Genomic DNA, 25,797 nt, shown 5'->3' on the forward strand with positions numbered 1-25,797 from the left:
TGCGGTCGTGCCGGCGGGTCGCTGGGGCGGTGCGTCGCTGGGGCGGTGCGTCGCTGGGGCGGTGCGGGTGGCGCGGCGGGCGCGCGTGGTGCCGCGCCGCGTGATCCACCCGCCCGCCCCGGCTCGGGAAAAGCGGCCCACGCGAAACGCGTCGCGTGCTCGAAGCGGCCGCCCCCGGCAGCCCCGGCGCGGGCTCGACGGAGGCGTTCACTCCGGAGCCCGACGGGGCCGCGCCGACGGGGGGTTCGGCGTGCCGTCCCGCTCGGACGTCACCCCGCTCCTGCCCCGGCACCCGGCGCCGGTGCGATCCGGCGTCGGGGTCACCACCACTGTGCCGTGGTGCCGGGAGCGGCGCCACCGAATTCGGGGCAGGTGGCGCCTTCCCTACCGGCGGCGCCACCTGCGGCGACGTGCCTTGCTGAAGAACCAGCCCGCGGGCGGCTCCTCGGAGCGCCAGGGCTGCGGCTCGGGCGCCTCCGCGCGCCAGCGCGCGGCGAGCATCCGGGCCCGCGCGGAGGGTTCCGACTGCTCGGCGGAGCGTATGAACGTCTCGTCCAGGACCAGTTCGTCCCAGACGGTGTCGCCGGACCGGCCGCGGCCGTCCTCCTGTGGCGTCTCGCCTGCCATCCCCGTCCTCCCCGCTGCGCCTTGTCCGGTTTCAGTGTGCCCGTGCGGACGTGAAGCCCCCGTCAAGGGCGGCGGCTACTCCTCGCCCGCCAGCTTCAGCGACCGCAGCTTCTGTCCCGCGTACCAGGTGGCGAGCACGGTGACCGCGACCAGCAGCACCGTCGCCGTGGTGAGACCGACGTCCGAGGTGACGAGGTCTCCGCCGGCGACCTTGTGGGCGACGGCCAGGGACCACTGCTGGACGCTGAGCGTGCGCGCGCCGGGCACCAGGGAGCCGAACAGGGCCTCCCAGACGAGGGCGTAGACGAGGCCGAAGACCACCGCGTGCCGGGACACCGTGCCGAGCAGCAGGAACAGCGCCGCGTACGCGATGGAGGCGACCAGCGCGGCGACCGTGTAGGCGACGGCGATCTGCTGCCCGTTGCCGTTGAGGATGAGGCCCGCGACGAACGTCGGCACCGCCGAGAACACCATCGTCACGGCGACGGCGACGATCAGCTTGGTGAAGATGATCGTGGGTCGCTTCAGCGGCTTGGACAGCAGGTACACCACGGAGCCGTCGTCGATCTCCGGTCCGATCGCGCCGGTACCCGCGATGACGCCGATGATCGGCACCATCGTGGCGAGCGCGAGGCCGCCCAGCAGGTCGGACGCCGTCTGGTCGTCGGCGCCGGCGAGGCCGCGCACCACGACGGAGATGGCGATCAGCAGCAGGGGCAGCGCGCTGAGGATGAGGGCCCGGCGGCGGCCGAGCAGGGCTCGGTAGGTGAGCCGGGCGACTGTGGGGTCGTACATTGTTCGGCCTCCTACGCCGCGACGAGATACGAGAAGACGGACTCGAGGGACTCGTCGGACGGCGAGACCGTGAGCAGCCGGATGCCGTTGTCCCGGGCGACCCTGGGCAGCAGTGCCGTGAAGCGGCCGAAGTCGACGGCCTGGACGCGCAGCGCGCCCTCCGCCAGGTCGACCTCGATGCCGGACGTGGACGGGTCGGCGATCAGCGCGGCCGCGAGCGCGCGGTCGTCGCTGGAGCGCACCAGGTAGCGGTGCGGTCGGTCGGTCATCAGGCGGCGGATCCTGCGGAAGTCGCCGCTGGCCGCGTGGCGTCCGGCGACGACGACCTCGATGTGCCGGGCGAGCTGCTCGACCTCCTCGAGGATGTGGGACGAGAACAGCACGGTGCGGCCCTCGTCGCCCATGCGCCGGAGCAGGCTCATGAGCTGCATGCGCTGGCGCGGGTCCATGCCGTTGAAGGGCTCGTCGAGCAGGAACAGCGACGGGTCGTGGACCAGCGCGGACGCCATCTTCACGCGCTGGCGCATGCCCTTGGAGTACGTGGCGATCTTGCGGTCCTGCGCGTACTCCATCTCGACCGTGGCGAGGGCCTTCTGCGCCGCCCTGTCGCCGAGGCCGTGCAACTCGGCGTTGGCGACGACGAACTCGCGGCCGGTGAGGAAGTCGTACATCGCCTCGCGCTCGGGGACGATGCCGATGTGCTTGTAGATCTGCTCGTTGCGCCAGGTCGGCTGTCCGTCGAGGGTGACGGTGCCGGTGGAGGGGGCCAGGAAGCCGCCCATCATGTTGATCAGCGTGGACTTTCCGGCGCCGTTGGGGCCGAGGAGGCCGGTGACGCCGGGACCGATGGTCATGGTGATGTCGTTGACGGCGACCACGTTGCCGAACCAGCGGGAGACGTGGTCGATGGAGAGCGTGGTCACAGTCCGACCTTTCGGTAGCGGCGCGTCAGGAGGCCGTAGGCGGCGGCGATCAGGCCGAGGGTGACCAGGACGTACACCGCTCCCTCGCCGTGGGAGGGGGCGATTCCGCCGGGGGCCGCCGAGGCGGCGCCGAGGAACGCGGACTGCACGCCGTCGATGAGCGTGACCGGCGAGAAGAGGCCGATCCAGGGGATCGCCCCGGTGCTGCCCTGGGAGTCGGCGATGGCCTGCAGCGTGGAGACCGCGCCGTAGGAGATGGTCAGGACGGCGATCACGGCCGCGATGCCGAAGCCGCGGCGTGGCGTGACCGCCGCGATGACCAGGCCGAGGCCGGCGAAGAGCAGCGAGAGCAGTGCCACGGAGACCAGCCCCTGTGCGAATCCCTTGGTCTGGTCGGTGAAGTCGAGTTTCGCCAGCAGCGCTCCCACGTAGAGCACGAGGAGCGGGGCGGCGGTGAGGACGAACAGGGCGGAGGCCAGCGCCGCGTACTTCGCGCGCACGTAGTCGGCGGTCTCGATGGGGCGGGAGAAGTACAGCGGTACGGTCTTGAAGCGCAGGTCGCGCGAGACGGACTGGGGCGCCTGCGAGGCGACGTACAGACTGATGACGGCCTGCATGATGATCGCGTAGCGCGTGTAGTCGACGGGCAGGTCCTTCGCCTTGGTGGCGACGGCGACGGCGACCATGATGGCCGCGGGCACGCACATCACCACGAACAGCAGCATCGGCAGCACCTTGGACTTCACCGAGCGGCCGAGGCCGTAGGCGCCGCGCAGGGACTGCGAGTACAGCGAGCGGCGGGCGTAGGCGCGGCCCAGGCGCGGGCCGTCGTAGGTGCGGTAGCCGATGTTGTGGATCCGGGTCTGTTCACCCGGCGTCGTGGCCGGGCTCCGCAGGGGCTGCTCAACCGCCATGGCCGACCGCCTCCTTCCGCTGCTCGTCGCTGTCGGTGAAGACCTCCGCGATGTGGTGCCGGCGCTGCTCCATGCGCACCAGGCCGAGTCCGAGGTCGGCGACCAGGTCCCGCACGAGGTCGTAGGTCTCCTCGCCGTCGGCGGTCAGCAGCAGGACGTGGCCGGCGCCCGGCAGGCCGGCGCCGTCGTGGACCTCCACCCCGCGCGCGTGCAGCGCGTCGCGCATCGCGCGGGTGCCGTCCGGGTGCCCGTCGGTGTCGGTGACCTCGATCGCGAGGGTGGTGGTGATCTGGGTGAAGTCGGTGGTGGAGCTGGAGCGCAGGAGCTTGCCGCCGTCGACGACGACGACGTGGTCGCAGGTGCGTTCCAGTTCGCCCAGCAGGTGCGAGGTGACCAGGACCGAGATGCCGAAGTCGGTGTGGATGCGGCGGATCAGGCCGAGCATCTCGTCGCGGCCGACCGGGTCGAGGCCGTTGGTCGGCTCGTCCAGGAAGACCAGCTGCGGGTCGTGCACGAGGGCCTGCGCCAGCTTCACGCGCTGCTTCATGCCGGTCGAGTAGCCGCCGATGGGGCGGTAGCGCTCCTCGTAGAGACCGACGTGACGCAGGGTGTCCGCGGTGCGTTCGCGGGCGGCGGTGGGCGGCAGGCCGGACATGCGCGCCATGTGGACGACGAACTCGGTGGCCGAGACGTCGGGCGGCAGGCAGTCGTGCTCCGGCATGTAGCCGACCCGCTCGCGGATGTCGGCGCCCTTGGTGGCGACATCGAGTCCGAGCACTTCGGCACGGCCCTCGGTGGCGGGGGACAGACCCAGAAGGATCTTGATCAGTGTGGACTTGCCGGCTCCGTTGGCTCCGACGAGTCCGGTCACACCGGGCCCGACGTCCACGGAGAGCCGGTCAAGCGCGGTCACCCGGGGGAACCGCTTGCTCAGGCTTTCGGTCACGATCACAGTCACGTCGTCGACAGTAGTGACCCGGACCACTCCGGTCGTCAGACCGCAGGGTCGTCTTGGAGTCAGCCTCGAGTCGTACGGGACCCTAGGGGTCCCCCTGAAGTCGAACAACGCGCCTCCGGTTGTCCACATCCGCGAGGTTGTCCACAGGCAGAGGCCCCTCTGTTGACGCAGCCTCTAACAACTGTCACATTCACCGGTGTCACGTTACGGACACGTACCGCGGTCGGCGGGCACGAGGGTGGGGCGAGGACATGACGACGGCAGTGCCCGGTGAACTCTCCGCCGAGCTGCGGGGCTTCAGGAAGGTGCAGCGCCTGGCGTACGCGTGCGCCGAGGCGGTCGCGGCCCGGCTCACACCCGGCGTGACCGAGCGGGAGGCGGCCCGTATGCAGCGCGTGTGGCTGCGCGAGCGGGGCGTGCGGGACTGGTTCCATCTGCCCTTCGCCTGGTTCGGCGACCGCACCGCTTTCGTGAACTTCCGCCTGCCGTTGCAGTTCTTTCCCACCGACCGCGGGCTGGAGCCCGGGATGCCCTTCATCCTGGACACGGCGCCCGTGCTCGACGGATACACGGCCGACATCGGGTACTCGGGCTCCCTCGGAGCCAATCCGGTGCAGGACAGGTTGATGGACGACCTGGCGGCGCACCGCGAGCTGATCCTGCGCGAGGTGCGCGAACGCCGGCCGCTGCGCGCGATCTACGAGGACGTGGACCGCCTCATGGTCCGCCAGGGCTACGCCAACCGGCACCGCGCGTATCCCTTCGGGGTGATCGCGCACAAGGTCGACCGGGTCGCGCCGCGCCGCTGGTCACCGCGGGTGTTCGGGTTCGGCACCCAGGCGCTGCGCGGCCTGGCCGCCGACGCCCTGCACGGTCACCGCGAGGGCTGGTCACCGCTCTGGTCGCCGTACCGGTTCTCCGACCACCCGCCGCGGCCGGGCCTGTGGGCGGTCGAACCGCACCTCGGTTTCCGGGGCACCGGCGCCAAGTTCGAGGAGATCCTCGTCGTCACCGACTCCCGGGACCCCGAGCAGAGCGCCTTCTGGCTGGACGACGATCTGCCGCACGTGCGGCGCTGGGCGGAGGAGAAGTGACACAGGTGAGTCTCCGGGACGCGCGGGAGCGCCGGGTGCGGACCGGCGGGGTCGAGCTGTGCGTGGCCGAGCTGGGAGATCCGTCGCGGCCGACGGTCGTCCTCGTGCACGGCTACCCGGACAGCAAGGAGGTGTGGTCCGAGGTCGCCGCGCGACTGGCCGGCCGCTTCCACGTCGTCCTCTACGACGTCCGTGGCCACGGCCGGTCCACGGCGCCCCGGCCACTGCGCGGCGGGTTCACGCTGGAGAAGCTGACGGACGACTTCCTGGCGGTCGCGGACGCGGTCAGCCCGGGCCGGCCGGTGCACCTGGTCGGCCACGACTGGGGTTCGGTGCAGGGCTGGGAGTTCGTCACGGTCAAGCGCACCGAGGGGCGGATCGCGTCCTTCACCTCGATGTCCGGCCCCTCCCTCGACCACCTCGGGCACTGGATCAACACCCGGCTGCGGCGGCCCACCCCGCGCCGGATCGGCCAGCTCCTCGGCCAGGGGGTTAAGTCCTGGTACGTCTACCTGTTGCACACACCCGCGCTGCCGGAGCTGGCCTGGCGCGGCCCGCTCGGCAGGCACTGGCCGAAGATCCTCCAGCGGGTCGAGAAGGTTCCCGCCGGCGGCTACCCCACCTCGTCGCTGCCCTCGGACGCGGCGCACGGCGCCTGGCTGTACCGGGACAACGTGCGCGCGCGTCTGCGCGGGCCCCGCGCGGACGCGTACGCCCACGTGCCGGTGCAACTCGTCACCCCGCTCGGGGACGCGTTCCTCTCGGAGCGGCTCTACGACGAACTGGAGACGTGGGCGCCCCGGTTGGTGCGCCGCACCCTGCCCGCAAAGCACTGGATCCCCCGCACCCGTCCCGACCAGGTGTCGGGCTGGATCGCGGAGTTCGTCACCTCCGTGGAGAGCGGCCGGCCGGAACCGGCGAGGGCCACCGGGACGTACGCCGAGCGCTTCGGCGGGCAGCTCGTCCTGGTCACCGGCGCGGGCAGCGGTATCGGGCGGGCCACGGCGTTCGCCTTCGCGGAGGCGGGCGCCCGCGTGGTGGCCGTCGACCGGGACGCCGGGTCCGCCGCCCGCACGGCCGAACTGTCCCGCCTGGTGGGTGCCCCCGAGGCGTGGGCGGAGACGGTCGACGTGTCCGACGAGCAGGCCATGGAGAAGCTCGCCGCCAAGGTCGCCGCCGAGTACGGCGTGGTGGACGTCCTGGTCAACAACGCCGGGATCGGTCTGTCGGGCTCCTTCCTCGACACCACCGCGGAGGACTGGCGGAAGGTCCTCGACGTCAACCTGTGGGGGGTGATCCACGGCTGCCGGCTCTTCGGCCTGCAGATGGCGGAGCGCCGGCAGGGCGGTCACATCGTCAACATCGCGTCGGCGGCTGCCTTCCAGCCGTCCAGGGTGCTGCCCGCGTACAGCACGTCCAAGGCGGCCGTGCTGATGCTGAGCGAGTGCCTGCGCGCCGAACTCGCCGGCCGGGGGATCGGCGTGACGGCGATATGCCCGGGCATCGTCAACACCGGCATCACCTCGACCGCGCGCTTCACGGGCGTCGACGCCGAGGAGGAGAAGCGGCGCCAGAAGCGGAGCGCGCGGCTGTACGGGCTGCGGAACTACCCGCCGGAGAAGGTGGCCGCCGCGATCCTGCGGGCCGTCGTCCGCGACGACGCCGTCGTCCCCGTCACGCCCGAGGCCCGCGGCGCCCGGCTCCTGTCCCGACTCATGCCGGGCGCGCTGCGGGCGCTGGCGAGACTGGACCCACCGCTGTGAGCCGCCGACCCCGGCCGGCGTCGCCCGCCGGGGCCGGCCCGTCCCATGGCGGCACCGGGCCCGCCTCGCGGGCGGGGCTGGACCCACCGCTGTGAGCCGGTGAACCGCGGCCGGCATCGCCCGCCGGGGTCGGCCCGTCCCACGGCGGCACCGGGCCCGCCGGACCGCGCCGTCCCTCGTCCCCGACGCCGTGCACCGCGAGGACCGCGAGGACCGCGAGGACCGCGCAGATGACCGACCTCCCGGCACCACCCGCCTACCGGATAGAGGACCTGGCCCACCGCAGCGGCGCCAGTGTCCGCACGATCCGCGCCTACCAGGACCGCGGCCTGCTCCCCCGCCCGGAGCGCCGCGGCCGGGCCAACGTGTACACCGAGGCGCACCTCGACCGGCTGCACCGGATCGCCGGCCCCCTCGACCGCGGCTACACCCTGGCCTCCATCAAGGAACTCCTGGAAGCGTGGGACTCGGGACGCGGCCTCGGCGGAGTGCTTGGGCTGGTCGGCGAGGTGGACGGTCCGTGGACCGACGAGGAGGCGGTACGCGTCTCGCGTGCCGAACTCGCCGCACGGTTCGGCGGCACCTCCGACGACGCGGCGGTGACCGAGGCCGTGGCGCTCGGCGTGCTGGAGCCGGTCCCCGGTGACGACGACCACTCCCTCGTGCCGAGCCCCCAAGAGCTCGCTGTCGCCGCCGAGTTGCACTCCGCCGGGGTGCCGCTGTCCGCGATCTCGGGCCATCTACGGGAGTTGCGGGTCCAGGTCGAGCACATCGCCTCCAGATTCCTGGAGTTCACCACCCAGCACGTCTTCGCACGCCACCTCGACGGCCCGCACCGCCCGACGGACGCGGAAGCAGCCGAAGCGGCCTCACTCGTACGCCGTCTGCGACCCCTCGCCCAACAGACGGTGGACGCCGAACTTGCCCGCGCCATGCGTCTGTTCGCGGTCCGACAGCCGCGTCGGCATCTCGGCACGGACGAGCCGGCGACCACGGCGGACCGGACCCGTTTCCTGGCGCTGCCCGAGGAGGCGATGGAGGCCGTGGACCGCCTTGTTGGTCCGGGGTGGACGGCCGAGTTCGTGACGCCGGCCGTCGAACGGGACGTGCGGGCAAGGGCTCTTGACCGTCTCGCCGCAAGTCACGGCGCGTCAGATGACGTTGACGAAGTCCCCTGAATTCCAAGGATAGTTGTCCACAGAATCGCCAATTAGCCTGTGGATAACCGCACTTGGCTGTGGATCAAACATCGGGGTCAAAATCGTTCGCGTGATTCACGTCTCTCCCGGCACGCTGTGGGGATGGATGAAAGACGCACCGTGAAGGTGTCGAAGTACCTCTCGAAACATCTGCGCCACCAGCCGGAACGAATCGGGCTGACGCTGGACGAGGCCGGCTGGGTCGAGATCGACGTGCTGATCGCCGCGGCCGCCGCGCACGGATTCCCGTTCACCCGCGACGAGCTGGACCATGTGGTCGCCGCCAACGACAAACAGCGCTTCGCCCTCGAGGGCACCCGGATCCGCGCCAGCCAGGGCCACAGCGTCGAGGTCGACCTCGGGCTGCCCACGGCTGTCCCGCCGCCCTACCTCTACCACGGGACGGTGGGGCGGTTCCTGGACACGATCCGCGCCGAGGGCCTGCGGCCCATGAACCGGCACGACGTGCACCTCTCACGCGACCGGGAGACCGCCACCCGGGTGGGTGCGCGCCGTGGGCGCCCCGTCGTGCTGTCCGTGGACTCGGCGGCCATGCACCGTGACGGCCACATCTTCCACCTCAGCGCCAACGGGGTGTGGCTGACCAGGGCCGTACCGGCCCGGTACCTTCGGTTCCCCGAGTCGCACTGAGCCACTTTCGCCATGATCGGCGGTATGGAGCACCTTCCCACCACCGAGGCCGCCGTCAACGCCCTGCGCACGATCGCCGCCGACTACGCTCGCGAGATCGAGGTCACCCACGACATCGGCGCCGACCGGACCTCCCGACGCAGCGCGGCGGGTGTCGGCGTCACCACCGACCCGGACGGCTCCCTGCCGCACGAGGCGTTCGCCGAGTTCGGCGGCCTGCCCCGGGTGAGCGTGCGGCTCTACCCCGAGGACGACGCGCTGATCACCGTGGAGGGCGTCGAGTGCCCCGACATACCGCGCGACGACGTACCGGCCTTCCTCCGCTCCCTCTTCGACGGCCTCGCCTACGTCAAGGCCCGCCGTTTTCCGCCGGCCCGCACCCTGGTCGTGCCGCTGCCCGGCGACCGGACGTACACGGAGTACGTGCCGCTGACCCGTCTCGGCCCGTGGCTGAGTGGGCGCGTGCGATGACTGGCGGTGACTGTTTCACGTGAAACGTGATCGCCGCATACGCTCGAATCATGAGCCTGCGTCTGAGCACCGTGATCCTCCCCCACCTCCGCTGGCACGAAGGGGGCCGTTCGTCGTGGCAGCGCGCGGAGCAGCTCGGCTTCCACACCGCGTTCACGTACGACCACCTGTCCTGGCGCACGTTCCGGGACGGGCCCTGGTTCGGTGCCGTGCCGACGCTGACCGCTGCCGCCGGCGTCACCGACCGACTGCGCCTGGGCACCCTGGTGACCTCGCCGAACTTCCGGCACCCGGTGACCCTCGCCAAGGAACTGATCTCCCTCGACGACATCTCCGGCGGCCGGATCACGCTCGGCATCGGCGCGGGCGGTACCGGTTTCGACGCGACCGCGCTCGGACAGGACCCGTGGACCCCACGCGAGCGAGCCACCCGTTTCGGTGAGTTCGTCCCGCTGCTGGACCGCCTGCTGACCGAGGACTCGGTGTCCTACGAGGGCGACTACTACTCGGCTCACGAGGCGCGCAACATCCCGGGCTGCGTGCAGCGGCCCCGGCTGCCCTTCGCGGTGGCCGCGACCGGCCCGCGCGGGTTGCGGCTCGCCGCCCGGCACGGCCAGGCGTGGGTGACCACGGGTGACCCCAAGCTGTTCGAGGACGGCACCCCCGAACAGTCGGTGCAGGCCCTCCGCGGCCAGATCGGGAAGCTCTCCGACGCCTGCGCCGAGATCGGCCGTGACATGGCCGGCCTGGACAAGATCCTGCTGACCGGTTTCACCCCGGACCGCGGCCGCCCGCTGGAGTCACTCAACGCCTTCGTGGACTTCGCGGGCCGCCACCGGGAACTGGGCTTCACCGACATCGTGATCCACTGGCCCATCGCCGGATCCGACTTCGCCGCGGACGAGAAGGTCTTCGAGCAGATCGCCATGGAGGCGCCCTCCCAGCTGGGCTGATCCCCGGAGCCCGACGGTGCTGGTGAGGGCGGTATCCACTCACCTGTGCGGACTGCCGCACGGCCGTACGCGCAGATACGGGAGAATGGCCCGGTGACCTCTGCTACCCGACAGCCCGAGACCCCGGCCGCCACCACCCCGCCGCGACTGATCGCCACCGACCTCGACGGCACGCTGCTGCGCGACGACAAGTCGGTCTCTCCGCGCACGGTCGCCGCTCTCGCGGCCGCCGAGGAGGCGGGCATCGAGGTCTTCTTCGTCACCGGCCGCCCGGCCCGCTGGATGGACGTGGTCAGCGACCACGTCCACGGCCACGGACTGGCGATCTGCGGGAACGGTGCCGCCGTGGTCGACCTGCACGGCGGTCCCGGCGCCCACCGGTTCGTGACGGTGCGGGAGCTGGCCCGGGAGAACGCGCTGGACGCCGTCCAGCTGCTGCGGGAGGCAGCACCCGGCACCGTGTACGCGGTGGAGCAGACGTACGGCTTCTACCAGGAGCCGGACTACCCCAAGCTGCACATGGAGACCCCGGACACCCTGGCACCCGCCGAGCGGCTCCTCGCACCGGACGCGCCCGGTGCCGGCGAGCCCGTTCTCAAGATCCTCGCATACCACCCCGAGATCGACCCGGACGCCTTTCTCACGCTGGCCCGACTCGCCATCGGTGAGCGCGCCAACGTCACCCGTTCCAGCCCCAGCGCCCTGCTGGAGATCAGCGGTCCGGGTGTCTCCAAGGCGAGCACGCTCGCTCTGGCCTGTGCCGAGCGCGGCATCTCGCACGAGGAGGTCGTCGCCTTCGGGGACATGCCGAACGACGTGGAGATGCTCACCTGGGCCGGCCAGTCGTACGCCATGGGTAACGCGCACCCGGACGTCATCGCCGCCGCCTCGGGGCGCACGGTCGCCAACAACGAGGACGGGGTGGCGGTCGTGATCGAGCGGATGCTGGCGCGACGCTGACAGCGCGACGGCGGGCGGCCACTGGGTGTCCCGGTCGCCGGGCGGCCCTCTTGGTGGGTGGCCCGGCCGGGTGATCCAGTTGGCGGGTGACCCTGCCGGTGGGTGGCCGACAGCCGGGTGTCCCGGTGGCCGGGTTGCCCGGCCGTCCTATCCGAGCGGCACCCCCCGCTGCGCCAGCCACGGCACCGGATCCAGGGCCGAGCCCGCCTCCGGGGTGATCCGCACCTCGAAGTGCAGGTGGGGGCCGGTGGAGTTGCCGCTGGTGCCCGACTGCCCGATCCACTGCCCGGTGGCAACGCGTTCCCCCTGGTCGACGGCGACGGCCGCGAGATGCGCGTACTGCGTGTAGTAGCCGCCCGCGTGCTCGATCACGACCTCGATGCCGAAGGGGCCCCCGCAGGACACCGTCACCACACGGCCCGCACCGGCCGCGCGCACGGGGCTGCCGATCGGCACCGCGAAGTCCTGCCCGGTGTGCCGGTTCGCCCACCGCGCGCCGTCGCTGCCGAACCCGGCGGACAGCGTGTACCTCTCGACGGGGGCGACCCACGCACCGGTGACAGGGGCCTGGGGCTGGTCGAGCCGGACCGCGCCACGACAGGCGCCCGCGGCGACCGAGGCGTCGGCCAGTCCCTGCAACTGTCCACGCGCTTCCTCGAGTTTCCGCTCGACGGTGTCCTTGAGGGCGGCGAGTTCCGCGTTGTGTCGCTCCAGCTTCCGCCAGGCCGCCATGGCCCTCGCCTCGTCCACGGCGAGTCGGGCCTCGGCGCGCCGGCTCCTGCCGATGGCGTTGTGGACGGCGAGGTCCGCCCGCGAGAAGGCGTGCTGCCCCTCCAACAGCCCGGCAGGGTCGTCGGCGAGGAGAAGCCGGGCGACCAGGGGCAGGCCCCCGGTGCGGTACTGGGCACGGGCGATGCGCCCGAGGTCCGCACGCAGGCCGGTGATCTCCTGCCGCTCTCGTTCGAGCGGGGCCTCGGCCCGCAGCGCCGTGACCCGCTGTGCCTCGGCCTCCGCCCGCCCCGCCTCGTAGCGCTGAGTGGCCAGGGCGGCGTCCTCGTAGAGCCTCACCACCCGGCCGCTGATGCCGCCACCGGTATCGCCGTCGTCCTCGTCCGAGCCGTCGGCGGGTCCCGCCGCGAGCATCGCCACCGCGCACAGCGGTGCCACAACAAGTAACGAACGGCGGCGGTATGACCCCATGTCAGCGATCCTGCCCCAGCCAGGCGACTCCGGTCCTGTTCAAGGCGTGCACCTGGGGGACCCCTGTCCCCGGGTCGGCCCAGTACCCGCCCACGAAAGGACCGCTCGAAGCCCGGCGCGGCGCGCCGGCGAGCGGAGGGGCCCGAGGCACCGCGCCACGCCGACGCCCGGATCGGACGCCGCGCCACCGGCCACACCCGCGGGCGGGCCGCCGGGCTCACGGCGGGAGCGCTCAGCGTGCCGTCGTGAGCAGTCCGGACTCCGTCTCGCGTTCCGCCATCGTCCGCAGCGGCCCCTCCACGACGGTCAGCTCGGCGTGCGTGCCGCGCTGCACCACGCGTCCCGCGTCGAGCACCACCACCTCGTCCACGGCCTCCAGGCCGGCCAGCCGGTGGGTGATGAGCAGCGTCGTGCGGCCCTCGGTCGCGGCCAGCAGATCGGCGGTCAGGGCATCGGCCGTCGGCAGGTCGAGGTGCTCGGCGGGCTCGTCGAGCACGAGGACGGGGAAGTCGGCGAGCAGCGCGCGAGCCAGCGCCAGCCGCTGCCGCTGCCCGCCCGACAACCGGGCCCCGTGCTCGCCGACCAGCGTGTCGAGTCCGTCGGGCAGGCTGTCGGCCCAGTCGAGCAGCCGGGCCCGCGCGAGGGCGCCGCGCAGTTCGCCCTCGGACGCGGTCTTCTTCGCGAGCAGCAGGTTCTGGCGCACCGAGCTGTCGAAGAGGTGCGCGTCCTGCGCGCACAGCCCCACGAACCGCCGTACGTCGTCGCCGTCCAGGGTGTTCGCGTCCACCCCGCCCAGCGTGTACGAGCCGCGGTCGGCGTCCAGGAAGCGCAGCAGCACCTGGGCCAGGGTGGTCTTGCCGGACCCGGAGGTCCCCACGACGGCGACCCGGCGGCCCTCCGTGAGGGTGAGGTCGAGTCCGGTGAGGGCGTCCCGGTCCTGTCCGGGGTGGCGGGCGGCCAGGCCCTCGATCACGATCGGGAACGGTGACGCGGACGCCTGACGCGGCTGTTCCGGCTCCCGTACGGGTTCGGGGGCGTCCAGGATCTCGAACACGCGCTCCGCGCTCCGGGCCACCCGCTGCCGGTACTGCGCGGCGAGCGGCATCCCGAGGACGGCCTCGAACGCGGCCAGCGGTGTGAGGACGACGACGGCCATGGCCACTCCGCTCAGCCGTCCACCGGCGACCGCCTGCGCGCCGAGGAGGGCGGCGACGGCGACGGTCAGGCCGGAGAGCAGTGCCGTGAGTCCGTCGCCGAGCGCGGTGGCGGTGGCGGCGCGCGAGGAGATGCGGGTGAGGATGGCGTCGGCCCTGCGCGCCTCAGCGGTGCGTGCGGGCAGGGCACCGGCGACGGTCAGTTCGGCGGTGCCGGTGAGCAGGTCCGTGACCCGGGTCGCCAGTGCTCCGCGGGCGGGGGCCAGCCGGCGTTCGGCCCGCCGTGCCACCGCACTCGTGACCAGCGGGACCCCGGCGCCCGCGGCCAGCAGCCCGGCCGCGAGGGCGACGCCGGCCAGGGGCAGCAGCCAGGCGGTGAACGCGACGGCCGCGGCGGAGACCGTGACCGCGGTACCGGCGGGCAGCAGCCAGCGCAGCCAGTAGTCCTGGAGGGCGTCGACGTCGGAGACCAGCCGGGAGAGCAGGTCGCCCCGGCGGGTGCGGCGCAGCCCGGCGGGCGCCAGCCGCTCCAGCCGCCGGTACACGGCGACCCGGGTGTCGGCCAGCATCCGCAGCACGGCGTCGTGCGACACCAGCCGCTCGCCGTACCGGAAGACGGCCCGCCCGATGCCGAAGGCCCGCGTCGCGGTCACGGCCACCATGAGATACAGCACCGGCGGCTGCTGCGCGGCCCGGGAGATGAGCCATCCGGACGTGGCCATGAGACCGACAGCGCTGCCGAGGGCGAGGCTTCCGAGCAGCAGGGCGAGGGCGAGGCGGCCGCGCCGGGCGCCGGACAGGGCGCGCACCCGGCCCAGGACCCCAGGGGCGCCGGAGGCCGGCTCCCGAGTCCCGATCCGGTCGTGACCCGCGTCGGCAGCCGGTCCCTCCTCGATCCGGTGGGCCTCGGACTCCGCGGGTCCGGCTTCCGCGAGGGCAGGGTCCCGCACTGGGGCCGCGATTCCTTCGGGTGTGCCGGCCTCCAGCCGCACCACCCGGTCGGCCACCTCCAGCAGCGCCGGTCGGTGGACCACCAGCAGCACGGTCCGTCCGACGGCCAGTCGCCGTACCGCGGCCACGACCTCGGCCTCCGTCGCCCCGTCCAGCGCGGCCGTCGGTTCGTCGAGCAGCAGCACCGGCCGGTCCGCGAGGAACGCCCGGGCCAGCGCGAGCCGTTGCCGCTGCCCGGCGGACAGCCCGGCCCCGTCCTCACCCAGCCGCGTGTCGGCGCCGTCGGGCAGCGCGTCCACGAACTCCAGCGCGCCCGCGTCCGCGAGGGCACGCCGTACGGCGGCCTCGTCCGCGTCGTGCCGGGCCAGCCGTACGTTCTCGGTGATCGTCCCCGCGAACAGCTGGGGCCGCTGCGGCACCCACGCGATCTGTGTGTGCCACTGCGCGAGATCGATCTCGGCGAGGTCGGTGCCCCCGACCAGGACCCGCCCGTCACTGGGCCGCACGAATCCCAGCAGCACGTTCAGCAGCGTCGACTTGCCCGCACCGCTCGGTCCGACGAGCGCGACCGTCTCCCCGGGCTCGACGGCGAGCGACACCTTCGACACCGCGTCACCGGACCTGCCCGGGTAGCGGACCGTGACACCGTCGAACGCCAGGGCCCCCTGCGGCACGGCACCGGTCCCCGCGGCCGGCACCGGTGTCTCGAGCACCGCGAAGATCTCCTCGGCAGCGGCCAGCCCCTCCGCCGCCGCGTGATACTGCGCCCCCACCTGACGCAGGGGCAGATACGCCTCGGGTGCGAGGACGAGGATGACGAGGCCGATGTACAGGTCCATCTCCCCGTGCACGAGCCGCATCCCGATCGTCACGGCGACCAGGGCCACCGAAAGGGTGGAGAGCAGCTCCAGCGCGAATGACGAGATGAAGGCGATCCGCAGGGTGCCCATCGTCGCCTGCCGGTACTCGTCGGTGATCCGCCGGATCGACTCCGCCTGCGCCTTGGCCCGCCCGAACACCTTGAGGGTCGGCAGCCCCGCGACGACGTCCAGGAAGTGCCCGGACAGCCGGGACAGCAGCTGCCACTGCCGGTCCATCCGGGACTGCGTGGCCCAGCCGATCAGCACCATGAAGACCGGTATCAGCGGCAGGGTCGTGACGATGAGGGCGGCCGAGAGCCAGTCCTCGGTCACGATCCTGGCCAGCACCGCCACCGGCACGACCACCGAGAGCCCCAACTGCGGCAGATAGCGCGAGAAGTAGTCGTCGAGAGCGTCCACGCCCCGGGTGGCGAGAGCGACCAGCGACCCGGTGCGCTGTCCGCCGAGCCAACCGGGACCGAGCGCCGCAGCGCGCTCCAGCAGCCTCCCGCGCAGCTCCGACTTCACCGCCGCGCTCGCCCGGTGCGCGGCGAGCCCGGTGAGCCAGGAGACCAGGGCACGACCGACCGCCACGGCCACCAACAGCAGCAGCGGAGCGCGCAGTTCGGTGGCCGGCATCCCGTGCTGGAACGCCCCCACGACGACTTCGGCGATGAGCATCGCCTGCGCGATGACCAGTCCCGCACCGATGACTCCGAGGCCGACGACCGCCACCAGGAAGTGACGGGTGGCGCGGGCGTACCGGAGAAGACGGGGATCGATCGGTTTCACGTGAAACATGCCCTTCGGCCCAGAGAGGGGTGTTTCACGTGAAACACCGGGACACACCCCTCCACGTCGGACTCAGTGTGCGGTTTCGGCGATGTGCTGGGTGCCGATCCGCTTGCGGAACACCCAGTAGGTCCAGCTCTGGTAGAGCAGAACGAGCGGCGTGGCGATCCCGGCACACCAGGTCATGATCCGCAGGGTGTACGGGCTCGACGAGGCGTTGGTGACCGTGAGGCTCCAGTCCTCGTTGAGCGAGGACGGCATGACGTTCGGGAAGAGGGTCAGGAACAGCATCGACACGGCGGCCACGATGGTGACCCCGGACAGGGCGAAGGACCACCCTTCGCGTCCTGCCTGGTTCGCCAGCAGCGCCGCGACCAGTGCGGCCACCGCCACGGCCATCGCGACCAGGCTCTTGCCGTCTCCGCCGTCCACCTGCGTCCAGAGCAGGAAGACCAACGCGACCACGGCCGCGAGCAGACCGACCTGCAGGGCCAGCTTGCGGGCCCGCTCCCGGATGTCACCGACCGTCTTGAGCGCCGTGAACACCGCGCCGTGGAAGGTGAACAGCGTCAGCGTCACCAGCCCGCCGAGCAGCGCGTACGGGTTGAGCAGGTCCCACAGGGTGCCGACGTACTCGAAGTTCCGGTCGATCTTCACACCGTGCACGATGTTGCCGAAGGCGACGCCCCACAGGAACGCCGGGATCAGCGAGGTCCAGAAGATCGCGGTCTCCCAGTTGCGCTGCCAGTTCTCCTCAGGTCGCTTCGCCCGGTACTCGAAGGCGACGCCCCGGACGATCAGGCAGACCAGGATGACCAGCAGGGGCAGGTAGAACCCGGAGAAGAGAGTGGCGTACCACTCGGGGAAGGCGGCGAAGGTCGCTCCGCCGGCCGAGAGCAGCCACACCTCGTTGCCGTCCCACACCGGGCCGATGGTGTTGATCAGCACCCGCTTCTCGGGACGGTCCCGGGCCAACAGTCTGGTGAGGATGCCGACTCCGAAGTCGAAGCCCTCCAGGAAGAAGTAGCCGGTCCACAGGACCGCGATGAGGACGAACCAGACGTCGTGGAGTTCCATGACTCAGCAGCTCCCTGGGCCCTAGTAGGAGAAGGCCATCGGCTTGTCGGCGTCACGGGTGTCGCCGCCGATCTTCGTGGGCGGGTTGAGGTCGGCGTCGGTGAGCTCGGGCGGGCCGGCCTTGACGTACTTCACGAGCAGTTTGACCTCGATGACGGCGAGGACGGCGTACAGCGCGGTGAAGACGAGCATCGAGGTGAGGATCTCGCCCTGGGAGACACCGGGGGAGACCGCGTCCCGGGTCTGCAGCACGCCGTAGACGACCCACGGCTGGCGGCCCATCTCGGTGAAGATCCAGCCCCAGGAGTTGGCGATCAGCGGGAAGCCCAGGGTCCAGATCGCCACCAGCCAGTACAGCCTGGTGAGCCTGGGGCCGAACGCCTTGTTCCTGAACAGGACCAGGTGCGGCACCTCGTCCTCGCCGACCCTCAGGTGCTGGGGCAGCATGAACTTCTTGCGGGTCAGCCACAGCCCGGCCAGGCCGATCGCGAAGGACGCCATGCCGAAGCCGATCATCCAGCGGAACGCCCAGAAGGTGACGGGGATGATCGGGCGGTAGTCGCCGGGACCGTACTTCTGCTGCTCGGCCTTGTTGGTGTCGTTGATACCGGGGACGTAGGAGTTGAAGTCGTCGTCGGCGAGGAACGACAGCACCCCCGGGACGGACAGTTCGACGGAGTTGTGCCCCTTGCTGACATCCCCGTACGCGAAGATCGAGAAGGGCGCGGCGTTCTGGCCGTCCCACAGCGCCTCGGCGGCGGCCATCTTCATCGGCTGCTGCTTGAACATGACCTTGCCGAGCGTGTCCCCGCTGACCGCGGTGAGCAGGCCGGCGATGGCCACGGTGACCAGGCCCAGCCGCAGCGAGGTCTTCATCACCCGCACGTGCTTCTTGCGGAACAGGTGGAAGGCCGCGATGCCGACCATGAACGCGCCGCCGGTCAGGAAGGAGGCGGCCAGCGTGTGGAAGGCCTGGGCGAGCGCGGTGTTCTGGGTCAGCACCTGCCAGAAGTCCGTGAGCTCGGCACGCCCCCTCGCCTTGTTGATCCGGTAGCCGACGGGGTGCTGCATCCAGGAGTTGGCCGCGAGGATGAAGTACGCCGACAGGATCGTGCCGATCGAGACCATCCAGATGCAGGCCAGATGGATCTTCTTGGGCAGCTTGTCCCAGCCGAAGATCCACAGGCCGATGAACGTGGACTCGAAGAAGAAGGCGATCAGGGCCTCGAAGGCGAGCGGGGCACCGAAGACATCACCGACGAAGCGGGAGTAGTCCGACCAGTTCATGCCGAACTGGAACTCCTGCACGATGCCGGTGACCACGCCCATCGCGATGTTGATCAGGAAGAGCTTGCCCCAGAACTTGGTCGCCCTGAGGTACTTCTCGTTCTCGGTACGCACCCAGGCGGTCTGCAGCCCGGCCGTGAGAGCGGCAAGCGAGATCGTCAGGGGGACGAACAGGAAGTGGTAGACGGTGGTGATGCCGAACTGCCAACGCGCCAGAGTCTCCGGCGCCAAAGCCAGGTCCACGTCGTCAGTCTCCTTACGTTGCCACCGCGTGGCAGCAGTCTGCCCCTTTTGTCCTACGCATCCCGGGAGCAACCGGGACGCGCTTGTGAACGCGTTCACATTCACAAGCCATTATGGCGCACTGATTTTCGACAATCGACAGGGGGTCCCTCTAGGGCCCTTCGGTCCCCTCACAGGTCCCCGAGGTCCGCCGGAAACAGAAGGGGGCGGGGGCCCACCGGTGAGTTCACTGGTGGGCCCCCGCCCGGAGGCTCGGGCCTCGGACCCGGTGGACCGCTCGGCCCACGCCGCCGCTAGAGCTCCTTGCGGAACCCTTCGGCCACCCGCAGGAGGATGTCGTTCGCCTCGTTCTCGCCGATCGTGACCCGCACGCCCTCGCCGGCGAAGGGCCGCACCACCACGCCCGCCTGCTCACAGGCGCTCGCGAAGGCGACCGTGGCCTCCCGCAGCCGCAGCCACACGAAGTTGGCCTGCGTCTCGGGCACCGTCCAGCCCTGGCCCCGCAGCGCGTCGACCACCCGCGTCCGTTCGCAGACCAGCGAGCCGACCCGGCCGAGCAGCTCGTCCTCCGCGCGCAGGGAGGCGACCGCCGCGTCCTGGGCGAGCTGGCTCACACCGAACGGCACAGCCGTCTTGCGCAGCGCCGCCGCGACCGGCTCATGGGCGATGGCGAACCCCACGCGCAGGCCGGCGAGGCCGTACGCCTTGGAGAAGGTGCGCAGGACGCAGACGTTGGGCCGGTCCCGGTACAGCGTCACACCGTCCGGCACCTCCATGTCGCGTATGAACTCGCGGTACGCCTCGTCCAGCACCACCAGCACGTCGGCGGGCACCCGGTCGAGGAACCGTTCCAGCTCGGCCCGCCGCACGACCGTGCCCGTCGGGTTGTTGGGGTTGCAGACGAAGATCAACCGCGTCCGGTCCGTGATCGCGTCCGCCATCGCGTCCAGGTCGTGCACGTCCCCCGGCGTCAGCGGCACCTGCACCGAGGTCGCGCCGCTGACCTGCGTGATGATCGGGTACGCCTCGAAGGACCGCCAGGCGTAGATCACCTCGTCACCCGGGCCGGAGGTGGCCTGCACCAGCTGCTGGGCGACGCCGACCGAGCCGGTGCCGGTCGCCAGGTGGGAGAGGGGGACCGCGAAGCGCTCGGACAGTTCGTTCATCAGGCCCGTGCACGCCATGTCCGGGTACCGGTTGAACGACGAGGCGGCGCCCGTCACCGTCTCCATGACGCCCGGCAGCGGAGGGTAGGGGTTCTCGTTGGAGGACAGCTTGTACGCGGCCGGACCGCCGGACGCGGCGGGCCTGCCCGGCTTGTAGGTGGGGATACCCTCCAGCTCGGCACGCAGCTTGGGGCTCGTCTCGCTCACCGCAGTCCTCCTCGCGACCACCGGCGGACCGTCACCACCGCCGGCTTCCAATACTGCTCACCATATGAGGATTCCGCTCCCCTGCGTACAGGTGGGCGAGGGTCTCCTGCAGGTCCGGGCCCGAAGCCTCATGCGTCACACCTGCACCAAGGGCATCACCGTACGAAGCCACACGAATCGGGGGGCGCGGCTACATATATCTATGCGCGGGTGGCTCACGCCGTGGCGCGCATCCCTCGTGCAGGTGAGTTGAGACCTCTTCGAAACATGGGGTACTTGGCAGGCCGGTGCGGGCCGTCACGTCACGTCCTGGCATTGAACCGTTCAAGTCCCTTGATTTCCAAGGCAATTGGGTAGCTGAGACCTTGCAGAAACGTGCCTGCCAACGCGTGCATATGCGTCCGCCCTACCCCACCGCATGAGCCCTACTATCGGCTCGCCATGACAGCAGCAGGGAAGCACCAGGTGAGCCGCGCGGAAACCTCACGCCGAGGCAGCCGGCCGGGCCGGGCGGGCATCAGGGACGTGGCCGCCGCCGCCGGAGTCTCCATCACGACCGTCTCCGACGCCCTCAACGGGAAGGGCAGGCTCCCGGACGCCACCCGCCGGCATGTCCGTGAAGTCGCCGACCGGCTCGGGTACCGCCCGTCGGCCGCGGCACGCACGCTCCGTACCGGCAAGTCCGGACTGATCGGCCTGACCGTGACGACGTACGGGGATGAACCTTTCACCTTCACCGAGTTCGCGTACTTCGCCGAGATGGCGCGCGCCGCCACCTCCGCCGCGCTCGCCCGCGGCTACGCCCTCGTCATCCTCCCGGCGACCTCGCGCCACGACGTGTGGTCGAACGTCGCCCTGGACGGGACCGTGGTCATCGACCCGTCCGACCACGACCCGGTGGTCAGCGAACTGGTCCGGCAGGGGTTACCCGTCGTCTCCGACGGCCGCCCGGCGGGCTCGCTCCCCGTCACCGCCTGGGTCGACAACGACCACGAGGCCGCCGTACTCGGCATCCTCGACCACCTGGCCGACGCGGGCGCCCGCCGCATCGGCCTGCTGACCGGGACCACCACCGACACGTACACCCATCTGTCGACCACCGCCTACCTGCACTGGTGCGAGCGGGTCGGCCAGGACCCGGTGTACGAGTCCTACCCGGCGCACGATCCGTGCGCGGGCGCCGTCGCCGCCGACCGGCTGCTCGCCCGCCCCGACCGGCCCGACGCCGTCTACGGCCTGTTCGACCCGAACGGCACCGACCTGCTCGCCGCCGCCCGCCGCTACGGGCTGCGCGTCCCCGAGGACCTGCTGCTCGTCTGCTGCAGCGAGTCCACGGTGTACGCCAACACCGAACCGCCCATCACAACGCTCTCCCTCAAGCCGCGCCGGATCGGCACGGCGGTGGTCCAGCTCCTCATCGACGCCATCGAGGGCGTCGACGCGGACCAGCCGGTCGAACAGGTGATACCGACCGAACTGATCGTGCGTACCTCGTCCCAGCGACGTCCTCCGCGTACGACCGTCAGCCCGCCGCGATCGCCCGAGGGGAAGTAGACAGGCGTTCGTGAGGCGGCCGAAGCCCTGCCCAACCGGGGCGAAAGCCGCGGTGAACCGGAGTCCCGCTCTGATTCACCACCCCTGGGTCATCACACGGCGCGATCCGCATTCCTATGATGGGCCCACGACACCGCGGGCCGCTGCGACCAGGCAGTCCGATGCGGTGCAGATGCGGCGCGATGGTGGAGGGGTCGATGACTCAGGGGGCCGGTCAGGGACCCGAGGCGGAGCGGACGGCGACGTTGCGCGACTTCCGGGTACCGGCGTACGTCCACGAGGCCGGGCCGTACTCCTACAGCGCGCACGCCGAGGGCGCCGTCAGACCCGTGGAGGAGCCGGTGGAGCATCCTGACGGGTACACGCCCACACAGCGCGACCTGCCGGTCATCAACCGCGGTGACACGCTTCAGGTGCCGATCGACCCGGCACCCGCACCGGCCCCGCAGTCCGCCGGCGGGCCGGGGCCCCTGTTCGTCGTCGGCGACGTGCACGGCTACCTCGACGAGTTGCTGGCCGCACTCCGGGAGAAGGGCCTCGTCGACGCGGAGGGGAACTGGTGCGCGGGCACCGCCCGGCTCTGGTTCCTCGGCGACTTCACCGACCGCGGCCCCGACGGCATCGGGGTCATCGACCTCGTGATGCGGCTGTCCGCCGAGGCCGCCGCGGCGGGCGGCTACTGCAAGGCCCTGATGGGCAATCACGAACTGCTGCTGCTCGGCGCCAAGCGGTTCGGCGACACCCCCGTCCACTCCGGCGCGGGCACCGCCACCTTCCAGGCGGCCTGGCTCCTCAACGGCGGCCAGAAGACCGACATGGACCGCCTCCAGGACCACCACCTCCAGTGGATGGCCCGCCTCGACGCCGTGGAGGAGGTCGACGGCCATCTCCTCGTCCACTCGGACACCACCGCCTACCTCGACTACGGCGACTCCATCGAGGCGGTCAACGACACGGTCCGCGAGACGATCACCCGCAACGACGCGGACGAGGTGTGGGACCTGTTCCGCAAGTTCACCAAGCGCTTCTCCTTCCGCGACGAGGGCGGCGCCGACGCGGTGCGCTCGCTGCTGGACACCTACGGCGGTACCCGCATCGTTCACGGTCACAGTCCCATCCCGTACCTGCTGGGCGAGGTGGGCTCCGAGGACGACGAGGACACGACCGATCCCCTGGTCGAGGGCCCGCACGTCTACGCCGGCGGACTCGCCATCGCGATGGACGGCGGAGTGACCATGGCCGGAAAGCTGCTGGTCCAGCAACTTCCCCTGGCCACCTGAGTATTCACCCGGCAAACACCCCCGCGGCTGACCCACGCGCGGCGGCTCGGCCAGGGGCCAATTTCTGCAAACCCCCTGTCACCTAGTGCCGTCGCCGCTCTACCATCGGCGTATCCGTAGCAGGCTCCCCTCCGTTTCTGCCCGACGGCTCGTCGTCATGCGAGCCACAAGCCCTACGGAGCATCGGGGGATGCAGATGAACAGCGTTCCGCAGCACCTGCTGAGCGAGGACCGCCAGGAATACGAGCGGATCCTCGATGAGGCGCTGCGCTCCGCCCCACACCGTCCGGAACTGGCCGCTGTCGGACAGCGGCTCAACACCGAACAGCTGCGCACCATGGCGCTCAACGCCACCGCGCTCATCACGGCGGCCGCGGCGACCGAGTACCAGCACTACGTCAAGGTCCGCGAGGAACTGCGCCAGCCGGCGCCGTCCACCCCCTCGGCCGTTCGCGAAACCGGCCCGGGGGAGCCGGGCGCGACCGCGATGGGGCTCGCCACCACCATGGGGGAGGTGGCCGAGACCGCCGGCGCGGGCGCCGTCGCCGTCGTCGCGGTCCTCGCCCCGGTCCTCGCCGGAACCGCCGCGGCGATCTTCCTGCTCGTGGGGTACATCCTGAAGATGCTGGACCCCGAGCCGGCGTTCGCCCAGACCATGCTCACCGCCGGCTGGGTGTTCGGGGCCGTCACCGCGGCCGCGATCCTGGTCGCCGCCGTCGGACTCCTGCTGACGGCGCTGCGCAACAGGCCCTCGCTCAGCGCCGGACCGTACGGCGAGCTGAGCGCGGAAGTGGACCGGGCCGGGGAGACCTGGCGGGAGGCCCTGCTGGAGCGCGGCATCCTGCCTTTCCTGCGGGAGGCACTGGCCGACCCCGGCAGCGGCGTACTGCACCGTGCGGCGCCGTCGGCCCCGTCGGCGCCGACCAGCCGCATGCCGCACCTCGGCTACGGCCGGCCGGGCTTCAGCAGCCCCGACGACGGTCCCGCGGGCCCGCGTCCGAGCTTCACGAGCCCGGACTACACCAGCCCGGACTTCGGAGGGCCGGAACACCAGCCGGAGTAACGGCCGGCTTGCGCCCCGCCCCGGGCATCCCTCCCCGCGGAGGGCCCCGCCTCGGGGCGCAAGCCGACGACCGGCCGTCCACGGCACCGTGCGTCGCTCGGCGGAGCCGGTTCAGAGGATGCCGGCCCGGCCGGCGGCGGTCATCCAGTCCGGGAACTCGGACAGCAGCCGGTCGTAGAGTTCCGGGTCGGGCACCGTGCTGATGTCGTCGACGGCGAAGAACCCGACGTTGTCGACCCGGCGGCCCGGCATGGTGTCGAGTCGTTCCAGCACGCCGTAGTCGGACCGGCCAAGACCCACGAACTGCCAGAAGATCGGCTCCTCCACCGCCTCCCGGAGCTCCCGTTCGATCTCGGCGTTGCGGTAGACGCCTCCGTCGGAGAAGAACAGCACCAGTGTGGGAGCCGTGGTCGGGTTCTCACGGACGTACTGCCGCACCTGGGCGATCGCCTTCTGCTCCTCGTTCTGGATTCCGACCGCCCGCATGTCCACCTGCCCGGGCTCCAGTCCCTTCCTGGGTTTCCTGTTGCGGCGGAACAGACTCAGTTCACCGACCCGGACGTGGAGCCGCAGCCAGTCGGGAAGCTCACCCAGACGCAGATCGGGCAGCCGGGCCGCCTGCGAGGCGAACGTCCACGCCTGCATCTCCCCGTCGTCGTCCACCTGCGCGGCGACCGCGGCCATCCGCTCCACCACGTCGGCCACCACGCCCTTCGAGTACAGGAAGGACATGGAGCCCGACGCGTCCAGGACCAGCACGATCCGCGCGGTGACACCGGCGGCGCCGTGCTTGCGCAGGCTGACCGCCACCTGCTCCTTGCGCAGGGACAGCCGCTTGCGCATGTCCACGGGCAGCCGCGCCTCGTCCCGCGCCAGGCGCGCGTCGGCCGTCGGCGCGGTGGGGGTGGCCGGCCTCGCCATGGGTTCCGTCGGCGCGGACGGCGAGGCACGTACAGGGGGCGCGGACGGCACCGAAGCCGGTACGGGCGGCGCGGACGGCGCGGCGGTGGCCGGGGAGTCGGCTTCCACGGAGATGCCGAAGTCGGTGGCCAGCCCGGCGAGTCCCGACGCGTACCCCTGCCCCACCGCACGGAACTTCCACTGTCCCTGCCGCAGATACAGCTCGCCGCCGATGAACGCCGTCTCCGTCGTGGCCTGTGGATCGAAGCGGGCGAGCTCTTCTCCGGTGTCGGAGTCGAGGACCCTCAGTGTCAGTCCGGGCATCTGGCCGAACGTCCCGCCGTCGGCCGACGCGCACAACACGACCCGCTCCACGGCGGGTTCCACCGCACGCAGGTTCACCTCGACCGTGTCGGTCGTGAGACCGGAGGTCTTCCGCTTCCCGAGATGCCGTACGGCGCCGGACGCGTGCTGCGGCTGGTTGTAGAAGACGAAGTCACCGTCGTCACGAACGCGTCCGGCGCCGGTGAGCAGCAGCGCCGAGGCGTCGGCGTCCGGCACGCCGGCCCCCTCGGACCAGGCGAGCTCGGCGCGCACGGAGGGGGCGCCGATCGGCAGGTTGGCGCCCTTGCTCATTGATCTCGCTGTCATACGGCCAGTCTGCGGGCCGGGACGCCGAAGGGACACCTCCCGGGCATCGGGGTGTCCCGGGCCGCTGAACGAGTCCCCCGTTGTCCCGGACCGTCGAACGGGTT

21 protein-coding genes are annotated in these 25,797 nt (G+C 71.5%); 10 read left to right on the top strand and 11 right to left on the bottom strand.

Translation table 11 applies throughout. The features are described 5' to 3' along the window. Nucleotides 1-384 precede the first annotated feature (384 nt). The 5 genes from AC07AZ_RS04535 to AC07AZ_RS04555 all read right to left on the bottom strand — a co-directional run bounded on the left by AC07AZ_RS04535 (nt 385) and on the right by AC07AZ_RS04555 (nt 4,211). Nucleotides 385-627: an SGM_3592 family protein gene (locus AC07AZ_RS04535; RefSeq protein ID WP_478843735.1), complete on the bottom strand. Its 243-nt coding sequence runs from the start codon at nt 625-627 to the stop codon at nt 385-387. 75 nt (nt 628-702) lie between these two features. Next, nucleotides 703-1,422 (bottom strand): ABC transporter permease subunit, encoded by a 720-nt coding sequence (locus tag AC07AZ_RS04540; protein ID WP_478843737.1) that lies wholly within the window; start codon nt 1,420-1,422, stop codon nt 703-705. Nucleotides 1,423-1,433: 11 nt separating this feature from the next. After that, nucleotides 1,434-2,345: an ABC transporter ATP-binding protein gene (locus AC07AZ_RS04545; RefSeq protein ID WP_478843739.1), complete on the bottom strand. Its 912-nt coding sequence runs from the start codon at nt 2,343-2,345 to the stop codon at nt 1,434-1,436. Beyond that, nucleotides 2,342-3,259 (bottom strand): ABC transporter permease, encoded by a 918-nt coding sequence (locus tag AC07AZ_RS04550; RefSeq protein WP_478843741.1) that lies wholly within the window; start codon nt 3,257-3,259, stop codon nt 2,342-2,344. Before AC07AZ_RS04550 ends, AC07AZ_RS04545 begins: the two co-directional genes overlap by 4 nt. Then, a complete protein-coding gene (locus tag AC07AZ_RS04555; RefSeq protein ID WP_478844164.1) occupies nt 3,249-4,211 on the bottom strand; it encodes an ABC transporter ATP-binding protein in 963 nt (320 codons plus the stop codon). Before AC07AZ_RS04555 ends, AC07AZ_RS04550 begins: the two co-directional genes overlap by 11 nt. Nucleotides 4,212-4,468: 257 nt before the next feature. Between AC07AZ_RS04555 and AC07AZ_RS04560 the strand changes: the two genes are divergently transcribed. The 7 genes from AC07AZ_RS04560 (at nt 4,469) to AC07AZ_RS04590 (ending at nt 11,308) form a co-directional block, all read left to right on the top strand. Next, nucleotides 4,469-5,311, top strand: coding sequence for a M24 family metallopeptidase (locus AC07AZ_RS04560; RefSeq protein WP_478843743.1), 843 nt, complete (start codon nt 4,469-4,471; stop codon nt 5,309-5,311). Nucleotides 5,312-5,316: 5 nt separating this feature from the next. Next, nucleotides 5,317-7,074, top strand: a complete 1,758-nt coding sequence (locus AC07AZ_RS04565) for an SDR family oxidoreductase (RefSeq protein WP_478843745.1) — start codon at nt 5,317-5,319, stop codon at nt 7,072-7,074. 230 nt (nt 7,075-7,304) lie between these two features. After that, nucleotides 7,305-8,252, top strand: a complete 948-nt coding sequence (locus AC07AZ_RS04570) for a MerR family transcriptional regulator (protein ID WP_478843747.1) — start codon at nt 7,305-7,307, stop codon at nt 8,250-8,252. 123 nt (nt 8,253-8,375) lie between these two features. Then, a complete protein-coding gene (locus tag AC07AZ_RS04575) occupies nt 8,376-8,924 on the top strand; it encodes an RNA 2'-phosphotransferase (RefSeq protein ID WP_478843749.1) in 549 nt (182 codons plus the stop codon). A 24-nt stretch (nt 8,925-8,948) separates the two neighbouring features. After that, nucleotides 8,949-9,395, top strand: coding sequence for a hypothetical protein (locus AC07AZ_RS04580; protein ID WP_478843751.1), 447 nt, complete (start codon nt 8,949-8,951; stop codon nt 9,393-9,395). 50 nt (nt 9,396-9,445) lie between these two features. After that, a complete protein-coding gene (locus tag AC07AZ_RS04585) occupies nt 9,446-10,348 on the top strand; it encodes an LLM class flavin-dependent oxidoreductase (protein ID WP_478843753.1) in 903 nt (300 codons plus the stop codon). A 93-nt stretch (nt 10,349-10,441) separates the two neighbouring features. Continuing rightward, complete coding sequence (locus AC07AZ_RS04590; RefSeq protein WP_478843755.1) at nt 10,442-11,308, top strand: Cof-type HAD-IIB family hydrolase; 867 nt, start codon at nt 10,442-10,444, stop codon at nt 11,306-11,308. Nucleotides 11,309-11,455: 147 nt separating this feature from the next. On the opposite strand, the gene AC07AZ_RS04595 is transcribed toward AC07AZ_RS04590, so the two are convergent. From AC07AZ_RS04595 to hisC, 5 genes are all read right to left on the bottom strand, one after another. Continuing rightward, a complete protein-coding gene (locus AC07AZ_RS04595; protein WP_478843757.1) occupies nt 11,456-12,508 on the bottom strand; it encodes a murein hydrolase activator EnvC family protein in 1,053 nt (350 codons plus the stop codon). Nucleotides 12,509-12,740: 232 nt separating this feature from the next. Continuing rightward, nucleotides 12,741-16,274, bottom strand: coding sequence for a thiol reductant ABC exporter subunit CydD (cydD, locus tag AC07AZ_RS04600; RefSeq protein WP_478843759.1), 3,534 nt, complete (start codon nt 16,272-16,274; stop codon nt 12,741-12,743). Between the two features lie 63 nt (nt 16,275-16,337). Next, complete coding sequence (gene cydB / locus AC07AZ_RS04605) at nt 16,338-17,342, bottom strand: cytochrome d ubiquinol oxidase subunit II (protein WP_478843761.1); 1,005 nt, start codon at nt 17,340-17,342, stop codon at nt 16,338-16,340. A 21-nt stretch (nt 17,343-17,363) separates the two neighbouring features. Next, entirely contained in the window at nt 17,364-18,872 is a 1,509-nt protein-coding gene (locus AC07AZ_RS04610; protein ID WP_478843763.1) for a cytochrome ubiquinol oxidase subunit I, read from the bottom strand. A 293-nt stretch (nt 18,873-19,165) separates the two neighbouring features. Beyond that, a complete protein-coding gene (hisC, locus tag AC07AZ_RS04615; protein WP_478843765.1) occupies nt 19,166-20,245 on the bottom strand; it encodes a histidinol-phosphate transaminase in 1,080 nt (359 codons plus the stop codon). Nucleotides 20,246-20,686: 441 nt separating this feature from the next. Here hisC and AC07AZ_RS04620 point away from each other — a divergent pair, with 441 nt between their 5' ends. The 3 genes from AC07AZ_RS04620 to AC07AZ_RS04630 all read left to right on the top strand — a co-directional run bounded on the left by AC07AZ_RS04620 (nt 20,687) and on the right by AC07AZ_RS04630 (nt 24,142). Continuing rightward, nucleotides 20,687-21,799 carry a LacI family DNA-binding transcriptional regulator gene (locus AC07AZ_RS04620; protein ID WP_478843767.1) on the top strand — a complete coding sequence of 371 codons (1,113 nt, stop codon included), beginning with the start codon at nt 20,687-20,689 and terminating at the stop codon, nt 21,797-21,799. A 182-nt stretch (nt 21,800-21,981) separates the two neighbouring features. After that, nucleotides 21,982-23,079: a metallophosphoesterase gene (locus AC07AZ_RS04625; protein ID WP_478843769.1), complete on the top strand. Its 1,098-nt coding sequence runs from the start codon at nt 21,982-21,984 to the stop codon at nt 23,077-23,079. Between the two features lie 190 nt (nt 23,080-23,269). After that, the gene (locus AC07AZ_RS04630) at nt 23,270-24,142 is read left to right on the top strand and encodes a hypothetical protein (RefSeq protein ID WP_478843771.1); all 873 of its coding nucleotides are present in this window, start codon (nt 23,270-23,272) and stop codon (nt 24,140-24,142) included. A 111-nt stretch (nt 24,143-24,253) separates the two neighbouring features. On the opposite strand, the gene AC07AZ_RS04635 is transcribed toward AC07AZ_RS04630, so the two are convergent. Continuing rightward, complete coding sequence (locus AC07AZ_RS04635) at nt 24,254-25,693, bottom strand: VWA domain-containing protein (RefSeq protein WP_478843773.1); 1,440 nt, start codon at nt 25,691-25,693, stop codon at nt 24,254-24,256. Nucleotides 25,694-25,797 lie beyond the last annotated feature (104 nt).

The sequence above is a fragment of the Streptomyces sp. NPDC043878 genome (assembly GCF_056435735.1).

Excerpts from the sequence above, each read along its gene's own strand:
- AC07AZ_RS04550 (WP_478843741.1), bottom strand. The coding sequence starts at position 3,259 with ATGGCGGTTGAGCAGCCCCTGCGGAGCCCGGCCACGACGCCGGGTGAA.
- AC07AZ_RS04560 (WP_478843743.1), top strand. The coding sequence starts at position 4,469 with ATGACGACGGCAGTGCCCGGTGAACTCTCCGCCGAGCTGCGGGGCTTC.
- AC07AZ_RS04570 (WP_478843747.1), top strand. The coding sequence starts at position 7,305 with ATGACCGACCTCCCGGCACCACCCGCCTACCGGATAGAGGACCTGGCC.
- AC07AZ_RS04585 (WP_478843753.1), top strand. The coding sequence starts at position 9,446 with ATGAGCCTGCGTCTGAGCACCGTGATCCTCCCCCACCTCCGCTGGCAC.
- cydB (WP_478843761.1), bottom strand. The coding sequence starts at position 17,342 with ATGGAACTCCACGACGTCTGGTTCGTCCTCATCGCGGTCCTGTGGACC.
- cydD (WP_478843759.1), bottom strand. The coding sequence starts at position 16,274 with ATGTTTCACGTGAAACCGATCGATCCCCGTCTTCTCCGGTACGCCCGC.
- AC07AZ_RS04630 (WP_478843771.1), top strand. The coding sequence starts at position 23,270 with ATGCAGATGAACAGCGTTCCGCAGCACCTGCTGAGCGAGGACCGCCAG.
- AC07AZ_RS04580 (WP_478843751.1), top strand. The coding sequence starts at position 8,949 with ATGGAGCACCTTCCCACCACCGAGGCCGCCGTCAACGCCCTGCGCACG.
- AC07AZ_RS04595 (WP_478843757.1), bottom strand. The coding sequence starts at position 12,508 with ATGGGGTCATACCGCCGCCGTTCGTTACTTGTTGTGGCACCGCTGTGC.
- AC07AZ_RS04575 (WP_478843749.1), top strand. The coding sequence starts at position 8,376 with ATGGATGAAAGACGCACCGTGAAGGTGTCGAAGTACCTCTCGAAACAT.
- AC07AZ_RS04540 (WP_478843737.1), bottom strand. The coding sequence starts at position 1,422 with ATGTACGACCCCACAGTCGCCCGGCTCACCTACCGAGCCCTGCTCGGC.
- AC07AZ_RS04635 (WP_478843773.1), bottom strand. The coding sequence starts at position 25,693 with ATGACAGCGAGATCAATGAGCAAGGGCGCCAACCTGCCGATCGGCGCC.
- AC07AZ_RS04625 (WP_478843769.1), top strand. The coding sequence starts at position 21,982 with ATGGTGGAGGGGTCGATGACTCAGGGGGCCGGTCAGGGACCCGAGGCG.
- AC07AZ_RS04620 (WP_478843767.1), top strand. The coding sequence starts at position 20,687 with ATGACAGCAGCAGGGAAGCACCAGGTGAGCCGCGCGGAAACCTCACGC.
- AC07AZ_RS04535 (WP_478843735.1), bottom strand. The coding sequence starts at position 627 with ATGGCAGGCGAGACGCCACAGGAGGACGGCCGCGGCCGGTCCGGCGAC.